Origin of the sequence: Streptomyces noursei ATCC 11455 (assembly GCF_001704275.1) — a bacterium.
Lineage (GTDB): Bacteria > Actinomycetota > Actinomycetes > Streptomycetales > Streptomycetaceae > Streptomyces > Streptomyces noursei.
The window spans coordinates 623,453-636,349 of record NZ_CP011533.1 but is presented as its reverse complement, the minus strand read 5'-3'; the positions used below and the strand labels follow the sequence as shown (position 1 = coordinate 636,349).

The 12,897-nt window shown below is 71.1% G+C and carries 11 protein-coding genes; 8 read left to right on the top strand and 3 right to left on the bottom strand.

Going from position 1 to position 12,897, the window contains the following annotated elements:
* Positions 1-28 precede the first annotated feature (28 nt).
* The 7 genes from SNOUR_RS45960 to SNOUR_RS02740 all read left to right on the top strand — a co-directional run bounded on the left by SNOUR_RS45960 (position 29) and on the right by SNOUR_RS02740 (position 7,869).
* Entirely contained in the window at positions 29-757 is a 729-nt protein-coding gene (locus SNOUR_RS45960; protein WP_067343529.1) for a hypothetical protein, read from the top strand.
* A 40-nt stretch (positions 758-797) separates the two neighbouring features.
* A complete protein-coding gene (locus tag SNOUR_RS02765; protein WP_067343528.1) occupies positions 798-1,502 on the top strand; it encodes a DUF2470 domain-containing protein in 705 nt (234 codons plus the stop codon).
* Positions 1,503-1,764: 262 nt separating this feature from the next.
* Positions 1,765-3,213: a DHA2 family efflux MFS transporter permease subunit gene (locus SNOUR_RS02760; protein WP_067343526.1), complete on the top strand. Its 1,449-nt coding sequence runs from the start codon at positions 1,765-1,767 to the stop codon at positions 3,211-3,213.
* 126 nt (positions 3,214-3,339) lie between these two features.
* Entirely contained in the window at positions 3,340-4,050 is a 711-nt protein-coding gene (locus SNOUR_RS02755) for a TetR/AcrR family transcriptional regulator (RefSeq protein WP_067343524.1), read from the top strand.
* Positions 4,047-5,543 carry an MFS transporter gene (locus SNOUR_RS02750; RefSeq protein ID WP_376738494.1) on the top strand — a complete coding sequence of 499 codons (1,497 nt, stop codon included), beginning with the start codon at positions 4,047-4,049 and terminating at the stop codon, positions 5,541-5,543. Before SNOUR_RS02755 ends, SNOUR_RS02750 begins: the two co-directional genes overlap by 4 nt.
* Before the next feature lie 449 nt (positions 5,544-5,992).
* Positions 5,993-7,084: a hypothetical protein gene (locus tag SNOUR_RS02745; RefSeq protein WP_067343522.1), complete on the top strand. Its 1,092-nt coding sequence runs from the start codon at positions 5,993-5,995 to the stop codon at positions 7,082-7,084.
* A complete protein-coding gene (locus tag SNOUR_RS02740) occupies positions 7,081-7,869 on the top strand; it encodes a methyltransferase domain-containing protein (RefSeq protein WP_067343520.1) in 789 nt (262 codons plus the stop codon). The genes SNOUR_RS02745 and SNOUR_RS02740 overlap by 4 nt, the downstream gene beginning before the upstream one ends.
* Before the next feature lie 95 nt (positions 7,870-7,964).
* Here the strand turns inward: SNOUR_RS02740 and SNOUR_RS02735 are convergent, their stop codons facing one another.
* Both SNOUR_RS02735 and SNOUR_RS02730 read right to left on the bottom strand, forming a co-directional pair.
* Complete coding sequence (locus SNOUR_RS02735; RefSeq protein ID WP_067343518.1) at positions 7,965-8,753, bottom strand: class I SAM-dependent methyltransferase; 789 nt, start codon at positions 8,751-8,753, stop codon at positions 7,965-7,967.
* A 136-nt stretch (positions 8,754-8,889) separates the two neighbouring features.
* Complete coding sequence (locus tag SNOUR_RS02730) at positions 8,890-9,402, bottom strand: MarR family winged helix-turn-helix transcriptional regulator (RefSeq protein WP_067343516.1); 513 nt, start codon at positions 9,400-9,402, stop codon at positions 8,890-8,892.
* A gap of 139 nt (positions 9,403-9,541) precedes the next feature.
* On the opposite strand from SNOUR_RS02730, the gene SNOUR_RS02725 reads away from it, so the two are divergent.
* Entirely contained in the window at positions 9,542-11,233 is a 1,692-nt protein-coding gene (locus tag SNOUR_RS02725; RefSeq protein WP_067357606.1) for an alpha-keto acid decarboxylase family protein, read from the top strand.
* Positions 11,234-11,264: 31 nt separating this feature from the next.
* Here SNOUR_RS02725 and SNOUR_RS02720 read toward each other — a convergent pair whose 3' ends face one another.
* On the bottom strand, positions 11,265-12,857 hold the full coding sequence (locus SNOUR_RS02720; RefSeq protein ID WP_312631756.1) for a glycosyltransferase family 39 protein: 1,593 nt from the start codon (positions 12,855-12,857) through the stop codon (positions 11,265-11,267).
* Between the last annotated feature and the right edge of the window lie 40 nt (positions 12,858-12,897).

The following is a 12,897-nucleotide window of genomic DNA, read 5'->3' as shown; positions in this document are numbered from 1 at the left end:
CGGACGGCAGGGAGATCCTGGAACGCTGTTGCACACGGACGGCTGGCCCGACATGCACCTCCATGCCAGGATCCAGGGCTTTGGCAGGTTCGGAGACACCTCGGGCATCGACACCTGGTCGAAGGATCCGGAGTTCCTCGACCGCTTCCGTTCCTTCGCGGTCGCCAACGCCTCCGGATCCCGCTATGCCCTGTGGCGCGTCGACGACCGCGCCGATCTGGCAACGCTGCCTGTGGTGGTGTTCGGAGACGAAGGCGGCATCGGCCTCGTCGCCCGCAATCTTCGGGAACTCTTCCAACAACTCGGTTGCGACAGGGCGCTCTACGTCGGCGACTACTCTGCCTGGTTCGACGACGAAGCCGACGGCGAAGCTGACGACGACAGTGACGACGATGGCCGCGACCGCGACCGCGAGGGTGACGGCGACCGCGATGGTGACGGCGACCGTGACGGTGACGGTGATGCCGGCTTCGAGATCCGGGACAACGGACAGTATCTCGCCTGGCTGAAGGAGCACTTCGGCCTCGCCGCGGCGCCCGACCCCAACGCCCTCGTGGCGGCCGCGGACGAGGAGTTCGCCGAGCGATTCGCCAACTGGTTCGGGCGTTTCGTCGATAACGAGGACTTCGTGGACGACTTCATGGACGAGATGGCCGCGCGCGAACGGACCGCCGCCGAAGCATTCGATCCGGTGACATCCGGACGGCGCGGGGTGGTCGGGGGCACTCGCACCCCGGATTCAAGTAGGTTAGGTTAGGCAAACCTAAGTTCCCTCTTGCTTGGTCTGGAGAAGCCGGATGCGCTCATCCCGTGCCCGTGTCATCGCACCGACCGCTGCCGAGCGCGTCCGCTCGATCCTGACCGTCGCCCACTCCATGACCGTGGTGAGCGACGGGTTGCGCAGTGAAGTCCACCGTCTCGACGGGGTCGGGGCGACGGGTCTCTTCCACCTGCACGCCCCATGCGAACGCGTCGATGCTCCCTCGGCCGGGCGTGTCCCGGTCCGTTTGGAACTCACCGACATCGCCCCCACCCCCGTCCGCGACCGGCTTCGCGCCCGGGTCACGGTGGCCGGACTCCTGACCGCCCCGTACAACTCCGCTTCCGTGAGCAGTGCTTGCCTGGAGTTCGGCCAGGCGGTCCTGGAAGACGTGGCAGGGCGTGCCTATGTCACGCTCCAGGAGCTGGAGGCGGCCGAGCTCGACCCGTTGGCGAAGGGCGAGGCCGAGATGCTGACCCACCTCGTCGACGCACACGGCGAATACGTTCCGCTCCTGCTCCGCCTCGTCCGTCCCGTCCCCGAAGCCGGCGTGCTGCGTGCCCTTCCGGTGGCCATGGACCGCTACGGCATCACCCTCCGCCTCGAATACCCCCGTTCCCACCGCGACGTCCGCCTGCCGTTCACCACTCCCGTGACCCGCATCGAGCAGGCCGGCCCCCAGGTCCAGTCCCTCCTGGCCACGGCCCGCCGTCTCTCCCATACCAGTCACCTCCTCGCGTGAACGCGGGGCGCCGCGGGTCGCCGACGGCAGCAGTGCCACGGCCTCCGGAGGGGGCGTGGTCGTCGGTGTGCGCCTGATCGATCCTGCGCCCCGATCGGCGCCATCGAAGACGCCAACAATGTGCGTAATGCGCCGAGTTATGGCGCCCTGACCCCATCTCCCGTGCGTGGGTGGCCGATTGCGGGCTTACTGGAGTGGGCATTAGATTGAACTACTGAGTTCAATCTCGCTCGTCCTTCCCTCAGTGCGACCGGAGAGGCACATGACGCAAGCGCGTGGCGATCGTCTGGATCCAGGGCTGTTACGGCTGATCGGTGTGCTGCTGCTGGGCGGGCTCATGGGCCTGCTCGACGGCACGGTCGTGAACGTCGGCATCGGCACGATGGCCCATCACTTCGGCACCACCCTCAACACCGTCGGATGGGTGGCCACCGGCTATCTCCTGGCCGTCGGTATCGCCATCCCGTTCACCGCATGGGCGGTGGAACGGTTCGGCAGCAAGAAGATGTGGTTGATCGGGCTCTCGCTCTTCGTCCTGGGGTCGCTGGCCTCCGGCGTCTCCTGGGACATCGGGAGTCTGATCGCCTTCCGCGTCATCCAGGGCTTCGGCGGCGGGATGCTCGACCCGATCATGCTCACCGTGCTCGCCAAGGTCGCCGGACCGAGCCGAGTCGGCCGGGTGATGGGCCTGATGGGCATCGTCATCCCCCTCGGGCCCGTCCTGGGGCCGATCCTCGGCGGCGTCATCATCCAGGGCCTGGACTGGCGTTGGATGTTCCTGATCAACCTGCCGATCGGGCTGGTGGCAATCCTGCTGTCCCTGCGGGTGATACCGGCCGACCCGTCCTCACGGGAACGCTCCGCTGCGCCCCGACTCGACATCATCGGGCTGGCGCTGCTGGGCCCGGCCTTCGCCATCCTCGCCTTCGCGTTGTCGCAGGCCGCCGGCGACGCCGGATTCGGCGCCGCGCCCGTGATCGTCGCCCTCGTTCTGGGGGCGGTGCTGCTGGCCGCCTACTGTGCCCACGCGGCCAGGGTCGGGGTGAAGGCCATCATCCGACTGAACCTGTTCCGCAGTCGCGGCTTCGCCGCCAGCGTCACCGTCATGGGCCTGACCGGCATCATGCTCTTCTCGATGCTTTTCCTGGTGCCGCTCTACCAACAGCGAGTCCGTGGGCACGAAGTCCTCGCGGCAGGACTCCTTCTCGCCCCGCTCGGCATCGGCTCCTTCCTGGCGATGCCCATCGCCGGTCGCCTCGGCGACACGGTCGGCGCCCGACGACTGGCCCCCCTCGGCGGCCTGATCGTCGCCCTCGGCGCGCTCGTCCACACCCAGGCGGACGACCACACCAGTGAAATCCTCCTGGGCCTGTGCGCCTTCGGTGCCGGCGTCGGACTGGGCTTCATCGGCGCACCCACCATGGGCTCGCTCTATCGGACGCTGCCCCAGGACGCCATCGCCCAAGGCACTTCGGCGCTCTACATCATCAACCAGCTCGGCGCGTCGCTCGGTACCGCCGTCGTCGCGCTCCTGCTCCAGAGCCAGACAGACGCCGGCAGTGCGCAGGTGCAGTCCTTCCGGGGCGCCTCGTGGTGGGTGTTCGCGGCAGCCGTCGCCGTCCTGGTCTCGGGCTGGTTCCTGCCGGGCAGAGCGGCCACCTCGGTAGTCGCCGAGGAGTCGGCGGCCGCGGAGGCGTCCGCCCGGTCATGAGCCGGTGGGGGAGCGAGGGGTGCCGGTACGAGACGTTCCGGCCGGGCGAGAGCGGTGAGCGGAGAACGGTGACTGGAGACTGGCTGGACAGTAGACACTGTCTACGCGTACTGGTAGACAGTGTCTATGGATAGTGAGAGCTCGCTTCGGGAGCGGTTGGTCGATGTGGGGGTGGACCTCGTTCTGAGCGAGGGATCCGCGTCCTTGGGACTTCGTGAGATCGCCCGTCGGGCGGGGGTGTCCCATGGGGCGCCGCGGCGGTACTTCCCCACGCACCACGCCCTGCTCTCCGCGATCGCCCGGCGCGGCTTCGCGGACCTCGGCGCCCGGTTCGCGACCGCCCTCGCCGACGCCACGACGGCGAGGGATCAACTGCGGGCGGTCGCCCGGGTGTACGTCGGATTCGCGCTGGAGCGCCGAGGCATGTTCGAGCTGATGTTCCGTCATGATCTGCTCGACAGTGAACAGAGTGAACAGAGTGAACAGCGCGGGGCGGACCAGCCGCGGCTGCGGGAGTCGACCCTGCCGCTTTTCGAGCACATCGTCGCCCTTGTCGCCCGATGCCGGGCGGAGCAGGGGACCGCGCACCAACCCGGCGGCCCGGACGGGACGGCGACAGGGGCGGCGGTCACGGCCGCCGCCCTGTGGTCGAATCTGCACGGCATCGCCCAGTTGTGGGCGTGGGGCAGTCTTCCGCTGGTGCTCGATGCTCAACTCCCCGACGGTGCACCGCGCGTCGCCCGACTCGATGACCAACTCGGCGATCGACTCGACGACCGACTGGATCAGTTCGTCGCGGCGGTGCTGGATACTCACCTGGGCCCGGTGAGCTCGTGACCGCGCCCCCGCGGCGACACGTCGCGCTCCTGGTCAGCATGGCCGGCGCGATGCTCGTCGCGCTGGACGGCACGGTGCTGCTGGTGGCGCAGCCCGGCCTGCAGCGTGATCTCGGCGCGAGCATGGCGCAGGTCCAGTGGACGAGCACCGGCTATCTGCTCGCGGTTGCCTCGCTTCTCGTCATCGCCGGGCGCCTGGGGGACCGGTACGGCCACGGGCGGCTGCTGTTCGCCGGCGTACTCGGATTCGGGGCCGTCTCGGCCGGTATCGCGCTCGCGCCGTCGATCGGCTGGGTGATCGGACTGCGCGCCGCGCAAGGGGTGTTCGGCGCGCTGCTCCAGCCGGCGACGCTCGCGCTGTTGCGACTGACCTATCCGGCGGACCGGCTCGGCACGCCGGTTGCCCTCCGCACCAGCGCCATCGCGGTGGCCTCGGGAGCCGGTCCGGTCCTCGGGGGCGTCCTCGTCGCGCATCTGGGCTGGCGTGCCGTGTTCTGGATCAACGCCCCCATCGCGGTCCTGATCGCCGCACTCACCCTCGTCGTCCGACCGCCGGTACCGCGGCCGGCATCTTCTCAGCGGCTCGACGTCGCCGGCGCGGCCCTTCTGGCGACCGTGCTGGTCGCCCTGGTCCACACCCTGGCGGGTGTGCCGGCGCACGGATGGACCGGGGCGCCGACGCTGCTCGGACTCCTCGTCGTCGTGGGTCTCGCGGCGCTGCTCGCCTGGCACGAACGCCGCACCGCGCATCCCGTCGTGCCTCATGCCGTGGCGCGGTCCGTGCCGGTGACGGCGTCGATGGCGCTCTTGCTGGTCACCTCTGCCGGCCTGTTCGGCGCGCTGTTCACCGCCACGTTCCACCTCCAGGACGTACTTCGCCTCGATCCGCTCGCCAGCGGCCTGCGCGTCCTTCCGCTGACCGTACTGATGGTCCTCGGCGCACCCGTCGCCAGCAGGGCACTGCGTCGGTACGGCCCGCGCCGCGTCGCGATCGTCGGAACGGCTCTCTGCGCCCTCGGCATCGCCGGGCTGTCCCGGTTCGACGACCCGACGGGCATGTGGGTGGCCATGGGCGCGACCTTCGCCGTGGTCGGTGCGGGGTTCGCCACCGTGATGGTCACCGCCACCGGGACCGTCGTCGGTGACGCGCCGGCCGGATACGCCGGGGTCGTCGGCGGCCTCAAGCAGACCGCCATGAACATCGGCCCGACCCTCGGCATCGCCGTCGCCGCCAGTGTGACCGGTGTGTCCACCGGGGGGCCCGCTGTCACCGACGCAACTCCCGCCCCGGGGACGGGCCTTGCCCTGCTGGTCCTGGCCGGCTGCGCGGCACTCGGACTCCTTCCTGCCGCACTGCTGCCCGGTGCCCACGCCGCCGGACAAGCCCGGACGCGACCGCCCCAACCCACCCCAACTCACCGCGAGAGGCAGACGAACCCCATTCACCGCGAGAGGCAGACGGCCCCCAATCACCGAGAGAGGAGGACGAATTGAACTCCGTCCCCACAGACGACAGCGGTGATGAGGACCTCGCCGCAACCACGGCATACGACACCTCGGAGATCATGCGGCAGGTGTTCCTGCGTGCGCTGTCCGTCCCACCTCCCGCCTGCCGACGCGACGTTGACCCACCCGCGGACCCGAGTGGCACATGACGGCGATCGCCAACGCGGGTTCCGGGCCCGGCGTCGACACGGTTCACGCCAGGACAGCACCCGATCCCGCTGGTGGTCTCTCCGGGCAGCCCCGCCGGGCGGTCCCTGCGGACGAGGACGAGGAGGAGGACGAGGAGGAGGACGACGGCGAGGACGACGGCGAGGACGTCGGCGTCGGGCGATCTGGTGTTCGGGGCACGTCACCCGGATGGCCGTCACCTTTGTCGATGTCGGCCGTTGGAGTCTCTGTTGATCTCAGAAGCTCCATGAAAGGACAGGTCACGTCCCATGACCGTCGCCGCAGTCGCGGACCGGGTCGCCTCCGGCACGTGGTCCGACTTCGGGTGCGAGGTGAATGCGTTCCCACCGGCCGAACTCTTCGACCGCTACGAGCGCTCCCGCTTTCTCTACCCGGCCAAACGGGCCCGGCTCGCCCCCTACTGGCCGCTCATCCTGGACAACTGGCAGCGCGCCCGCCGGGCCGGTGAGCTGCTCCACTGGGTCGCGAGCCGCGACGAGCCCGGCGGCGGCTGGGCCTCGCTCACCTCCTGGCGTTCCACACACGCGGGCTGGCAGACCCAGCACCTGGTCAGTTCGGGCACCCTCGCCGGCGGGCGGGCGGTGATGCTGGCCGCGCAGGCGGTCCGGATGGTCGAGCGGCAGGACGTCGCCGCGCAGAACTGGTTCAGCCCCGCCAACCGCTTCGCCGCCCTCGCGTTCGGCACCATCGAGCGAAGCCTCGGTCCCGAGCACTCCCTCGTCGCTCCCGGCGACTACGTGATGGTCCCGCTGGCGCTGGCCCGTGCGCTCCGCCCGGACGGTTCGGCCGGCTCCGTCGCCGAACTGGACGGCGGTGCCTGCCCCGAGCTGGCGGAGCTGGCCCGCCGCTGCCGGGGCGCGGTCTACGCACGGGCCGAGGGGCTGGACCGCGACGACCTGCGCCTCGCCGACGTGGACCGGCTCTACCGCCTCGTCGGGCTGCGCCGCCACCGACGGATCTGGGTCCTGTACGACGCCTCCGGAGCGGTACGGGCGGCGGCGCTCGCCTATCGGGGGCCGCTGGGCTTCAACTTCTCCTTCCTGGAGAATCGTTGCGACGTGCTCATCAGGCCCGGCCTCGACGCGACCGAGACCCGGCGGGCGACGGACACCCTGCTGACGGCGGCCTGCCACGCCTACACGGACTTCGAGCCCGCCGCCGTCCCGCTCACCACCGCCACCCCGGTCGACCACCTGATCCTGGCCGGGGCCGAACCCGTGCGTCCGTACACGCGGGCCCTGTGGCTCGCGGAGGCGTACCCCGATCTCTACCGGCACATCGACGATCTGTACGCCCAGCGGCTGCGCGGCCGGGGCGTCTACCCGAGGAGCACGGCATGACCGTCCCGTACCTGATGGAGGACCGGCGCGAGGCCGGCCGACTGGTGGCCAAGGTCGACGCCGACGCGTGGGTGCGCACCTATCTGGACCCGGTGCTGCCAAGTACCCCCGGGGCCCGCGTGCTCGACGTGGGCGCCGGTCCCGGTCACATCGCCGAGGCCGTGCTCCGGGCCCGACCGGCTGCGGAGGTGGTCGCCTTCGACGGCAACCCCGAACGGCTCGCGGCGGGCGGGCCGGCCGGCACCGGTCTGCAGCGGCGCTCCGGCGACGCCCGCGCGCTGCCCCTGGCGGACGGGTCCTTCGACGTCGTGTACTCGCGGTTGATGCTCCAGTACGTCGCCGAACGGGAGGCGGCCGTCGCCGAGATGGCCCGCGTCACCCGGCCGGGCGGCACGGTCGTGCTCTTCGACCTCGACGGCCAGCTCGTCTGGCACGACCCCGTCGGCCCCGAGCTGAGCGCCCTGCTCGACCCGGTCACGAACGCGCTCGCGGCGGCCGGCTTCGATCCGCACACCGGCCGCCGTCTGTACGGGCTCGCCCGCCGGGCCGGGCTGACCGACCTGGACGTGCGGGTCGATCCGTACCACCTGATCGCCGGGCGGATCGACCCGGTACAGCGCGGCCAGTGGGAGCTCAAGCTCGACATCGCCCGGCCCCTCATCGCGCGCGCCCTCGGCTCGCCCGCGGCGGGGGAGGAGGCGGTCGCCGCGTTCCTGGCGCACCTGGACAGCGAGGAGACGTTGACGTACTCGGTGGCCTTCACGGTCACCGGCCGCCGCCGCTAGTGCTCCAGTCCGATTTCGTGAGCTATGGAGCTGAGGGCGTGGTGAGCCGTCGTCGGTAGCGGCGGCGTTGTGCTGCAGCCTGGTGCGCTCCGGAGTCAGTCCGCTTGCAGCACGAAGAACAGGAAGCACAGGAAGCGTGGCGTGGCCGCGATGGCTTCGGGGAACAGCTTGCCGGCTGCTGCGTCCGGCTCCGGCTCGCTGATGACCGTGATCCGGAAGCCTGCCTCGGTAAAGGCGTCGGTCATCGCATGCAGCGGCCTGTGCCAGCGGCTCATCAGGGCCGTCTGACCGCCCATGGTCCACTCGTCGGTCCAGTTGGTGGTGTCGAAGTAGTTGTACTCGGCCTCGCGGCCGGCCTGACGGTGCATGAGGTTGATCGCAAAGGGGTGCTCGACGGACGCGATCAGCCGACCGCCGGGCTTGAGCACGCGGCGCAGCTCGGTCAGCGCCGGCCCCCAGTCCTCCAGATAGTGCAGCACCAGGGACGCGACGACGTCGTCGAACGTGTCGTCGGCGTAGGGAAGGGGGCTGCCCAGGTCGGTCACTCGGAGATCCGCATCGTCGCCGAGCCGTCGTCGGGCCAGCTCCACCATCCCGGCACTTGCGTCGAAGCCGTTCACGAAGGCGCCACGGTCACGCAGTGCCGCAGCCAGGGGCCCGGCACCGCAGCCGGCGTCGAGGATCCGCCGCCCGGCCACATCTCCGGCGAGGGCCAGCATCGTAGGACGCTCATAGTGGGCGTTGAGGAGATTGTTCTCATTCTCGGCCGTGTATGCCTCGGCGAAGCTGTTGTAGTCGTTGACCTTCGACGGATACACAGCCACAGCGGATGTCGAGGTGGGCCCGGTGGAGGTCGCGTGCCCTTGTCGCTCGTCAGAAGTCATGGTGCGAGAGACGGGTGCCGCATCGGTTCGGTTCCTGCCTGTCGCAACGCTGCCGCTACCGACGACGGCTCACCGCGCCCTCGGCTCCATGGCTCACGAAGGGGAACGGTGCGGTCGTGGGAGGTGTCGGCAGGGCTCAGGTCGACCGGGTGTGGTGCTCTTCGTCCTCCCCGGTTGTCCGTTCGCGGTCCGCGACGGCCGCGGTGAAGGCCGACCAGTCCGCCCCGGCGAGCGGGGCGAGGACGGCTCGCCAGCCCGCGGCGGCGGTCGGGCCGGCCTGCTGCAGCGCGGAGTGGAAGAGGGCGCGCTGCCTGGCGTGCAGGGTGCGTTCGAGGGTGGCACCGCGGTCGGTGAGGTGGAGTTCCTTGCGGCGGCGGTCCTTGGCGCCGGGGGCGACGTGGACCAGGTCCTCGTCGATCAGCCGGCGCAGCGGGGCGTTGATGGCCTGCTTGGTGAGGTCGAGGGTGTCGCAGAGCTCTCCGACGCTCATGCCGGGGGAGTAGGCGAGGAACGTGAGGATGCGGTGGTGGGCGCGGCCCATGCCGTGTTCGGCGAGGGCGTCGTCGGCGGCGCCGGTGAAGGCGCGGTAGGCGAAGTAGAAGAGCGTGAAGTCGCGGTCGAAGGCGTCCGGGCGAGAAGGGTCAAGCATGTTGACATATTACCCCGGGCCCACGTACGCTCGGCATTAAGGTCAAGAGCCTTGACCTATTTCGGCGCGCTGCCGCCGGTGCCGATCGGCACTCCGGCGCAGTGCTGAACGTGCAACGCAAGAAAGGCCGGTGACCGCGATGTCGGAGATCACCGTCGGCGCATACCTCCTCCGCCGCCTGCGCGAGATGGACATCGAGCACGTCTTCGGCGTGCCGGGCGACTACAACCTCGGCTTCCTCGACCAGGTCGTCGCCTGCCCCGGACTGGAGTGGGTCGGCACCTGCAACGAACTCGACGCCGGATACGCGGCCGACGGCTACGGCCGGCTGCGCGGCGCCGCCGCGGTGGTGACCACCTTCGGAGTCGGCGAACTCTCCGCCGTCAACGCGATAGCGGGCTCCTACGCCGAGTCCGTCCCCGTCCTCGCGATCACGGGGATGCCCGCGACGGCGGTGGCGACGGCCGGCGCGCCCGTGCACCACACCCTCATGGACGGCGAGTACGACCACTTCGGCCGGATGTTCGCGGAAGTCACCGTGGCCCGGGCCACCCTGACCGCCCAGAACGCACCGGCCGAGATCGACCGGGTGCTCAACGCCCTGCGCCGGCACCGCAAGCCGGTCCACCTCAACCTCCCCACCGACGTCGTACCGGCCCGGGTCCCCGAACCCGCCGCGCCACTGGCCGCCGCCGACGCCCCGACCGATCCCGCACTGCTGCGCGCCTTCCGCGACGCCGCCGCGCGCATGCTGGCCGGGGCCCGGACCGTGACGGTGCTCGCGGGCCACGAGGCGGACCGACACGGACTGCGCGCCCCACTCGCCGAACTGCTCGCCGCCGCCCCGGTGCGCGCCGCCGTGTACTCCACCGGGAAGGGTCTGGTGGACGAGGGCGCACCGGGCTTCGCGGGTGTCTACACCGGCGAGTTCAGCACCAAGTCGGCGCGGACGGCGGTGGAGGAGGCCGACTGCCTCATCCTGACCGGTGCGCCCGTGACCGACACCGTGACCGGCGGGTTCACCCACCACTTCCCCGCCGGCCGCACCATCGAACTGCGCCCGGGGCGGGCCACCGTCCGTGGCGCGGAGTTCGCGGGCGTGACGATGGCCGATGCCCTCGCGACACTGACCGCACTGGTCCGGGAACTGCGGCTGCCCGAGCCCGCGGGCCACGGCACGTCGGCGGCGCCCACCACGGCACCGGTGGCCGGGCCGAACCGCGGAGCGGCGGACGGCCCGCTCACCCAGGACGCGCTCTGGGCGGCCGTGGGCGCCTTCCTCCCACCGGCCGGCGTGCTCGTCGCCGAGCAGGGCACCGCGTTCTTCGGCGCCCAGGAACTTCCGCTGCCGCGCGACGCGCGCTTCGTCGGGCAGCCGATGTGGGGCTCGATCGGCTACACCCTCCCGGCCACCCTCGGCACCCAACTCGCCGCTCCCGACCGGCGGTCGGTGCTCGTCATCGGCGACGGCTCCCTGCAGCTGACCGCCCAGGAACTGGGCACACTGGCCCGCTACGGTCTGTCGCCCGTGGTCGTCGTCATCAACAACGACGGCTACACCGTCGAGCGCGCCATCCACGGTGCCACCGCGCCGTACAACGACATCGCCGCCTGGGACTACACGGCGCTACCGGCCGCGTTCGGCGCCGGCGACCGCTGCGTCACCCGGCGCGTGACGACCCCCGCGGAGCTGGCGGACGCGTTCCGCCTGGCCACCGACACCCCGGACCGGCTGGTACTGATCGAGGCCGTGCTGCCGCGCGACGACGCGCCCGAGCTGCTCACGGCCCTGGCGGGGAGGTTCGCCGAGCAGAACGACTACGGCAACTGAGCGGAGCGACGCGGCCCCGGGGACGTGCGGGTCACCGGGGCCGCTCGTTGCGTTCGTACGTCGCCACCCGGCGCCCGCCGGCATCGTCGGACGACGTGAGCGTGAAGTGATGGGCGAGGGTGGAGAGTTTGGCCAGGTCCTGGGGTGTTTCGGCCTGGGGGGAGGAGCCGCTGTCGCTGACGACGACGAGGCGTTTGCGGGTCAGCATGGCGGCCTGGATCTCCGCGGGATCGACCTCGACACCGTAGAGGGTCCCCGAGGTGGTGGGGGACTTGGCCAGCGCGAGGTCGTCGAGACCGCCGAACGGCATGGGATCGACGAGCGCCATGTCGCGCCGCTGGGCGGGAAGGAAGACGATGCCGTCGCCCGGGCGGGCCAGCGTGGTGACCTCGCGCGTCGCCGCCCGTACGTCGTCGGTCCGGCTCAGGGGGGTGCGCAGGCTCAACTCCAGGGGGAGCAGCGCGAGGAAGGCGACTGCCACCACTGCGCCGAGCAGGGCTTCGGCGCGAGGCCGTCCGCGGTGGTGGCGGGTCCGGATGCGCGCGGCGACCGTCCGCGCCGACCAGGCAAGGGCGGGGCCGACGAGGAGCGACAACCCGAGGGAGGCGTAGAGCACATAGCGGTCGACGTAGAGCGGCTTGACGAGCCAGGAGGCCAGGAGCAGGCCGAGGTGCGGGACGGCGAGCAGCGGCAGTCCCACCGAGGCCGGCGACAGGCGGGTGCGTTGCCGGTCCGGTGTCGGCGGCACCCGGGTGCACGCCAGGGCGACGATCAACATGGCCGTCACCCCCAGCAGACTCGCGACCGAGGGAGGCTGGATCCAGGCCACCAACCGTGTCTGGCGGCTGCTGGCGACGATGAGCGGCAGCGTCCCGGCCACCACGATCACCGCAGTCACCAACCACCGTGACAGCAGGCGGCGTTGGCCCTCGCGCCTGGTGAGCAGGACGGTGATGCCGTGGGCGGTCAGGGCGAAGAGCGAGAGCCAGTTGAGCAGCGCGGTGGCGAGCATGACCGTCGCGTAGGCGCACCAGAGCCAGAGCCCCGCGGTCCGGTTCCGGTGCTCGTCGCGCCGGGCGGAAGTTCCCACCGGCCCGGCCGGGCCCAGCACACCGGTCAGCAGCCATGTCCCGACCGCCACCCCCGCGGCCACCAGCGCGAAGGAGCGCCCTTCCTGCGTGTACCGCTGCATCACCGGCAGCAGGGCCAGTGCCAGGCCCGCCGCGACGCCCCCCAGGGGGCCGGCGAGCCTGCGTCCCGTCGCCGCGGTGACCGCCGCGGCGACCACACCACCCAGCACCGACGGCAGTCGCAAGGCCGTCAGGTTCGCTCCGAAGACCTCGAAGAGGGCGTGCACCAGCAGGTAGTAGAGGGTATGGACGACGTCCATGTTCGCGATCATGTGCCAGATCTCGGATGCGGACCGCTGGGCAACCTCCCATGTCGCGGCCTCGTCCCGCCATATCGCTCCCTGCCGGTGCAGCCCCCACAGGCCCAGCGCGAGGGCCAGCGAGGCCGGCAGGCCCGGAACCAGCCAGGCCCGCCACCTGTGCGCACCGACGGGTGCCGGGTCGGCTATTCGTCCGGTGGTGGCGGGGGCCAGGGAGGCGGAAGGGACAGACATAACGTGAACTGTACCCGTAATCCCCACAGCGGCTGAGGGA

What these genes read in the sequence shown, in the direction of transcription:
- SNOUR_RS02765 (WP_067343528.1), top strand. Translation starts at nt 798, where the DNA reads ATGCGCTCATCCCGTGCCCGTGTCATCGCACCGACCGCTGCCGAGCGC.
- SNOUR_RS02760 (WP_067343526.1), top strand. Translation starts at nt 1,765, where the DNA reads ATGACGCAAGCGCGTGGCGATCGTCTGGATCCAGGGCTGTTACGGCTG.
- SNOUR_RS02755 (WP_067343524.1), top strand. Translation starts at nt 3,340, where the DNA reads ATGGATAGTGAGAGCTCGCTTCGGGAGCGGTTGGTCGATGTGGGGGTG.
- SNOUR_RS02745 (WP_067343522.1), top strand. Translation starts at nt 5,993, where the DNA reads ATGACCGTCGCCGCAGTCGCGGACCGGGTCGCCTCCGGCACGTGGTCC.
- SNOUR_RS02740 (WP_067343520.1), top strand. Translation starts at nt 7,081, where the DNA reads ATGACCGTCCCGTACCTGATGGAGGACCGGCGCGAGGCCGGCCGACTG.
- SNOUR_RS02735 (WP_067343518.1), bottom strand. Translation starts at nt 8,753, where the DNA reads ATGACTTCTGACGAGCGACAAGGGCACGCGACCTCCACCGGGCCCACC.
- SNOUR_RS02730 (WP_067343516.1), bottom strand. Translation starts at nt 9,402, where the DNA reads ATGCTTGACCCTTCTCGCCCGGACGCCTTCGACCGCGACTTCACGCTC.
- SNOUR_RS02725 (WP_067357606.1), top strand. Translation starts at nt 9,542, where the DNA reads ATGTCGGAGATCACCGTCGGCGCATACCTCCTCCGCCGCCTGCGCGAG.
- SNOUR_RS02720 (WP_312631756.1), bottom strand. Translation starts at nt 12,857, where the DNA reads ATGTCTGTCCCTTCCGCCTCCCTGGCCCCCGCCACCACCGGACGAATA.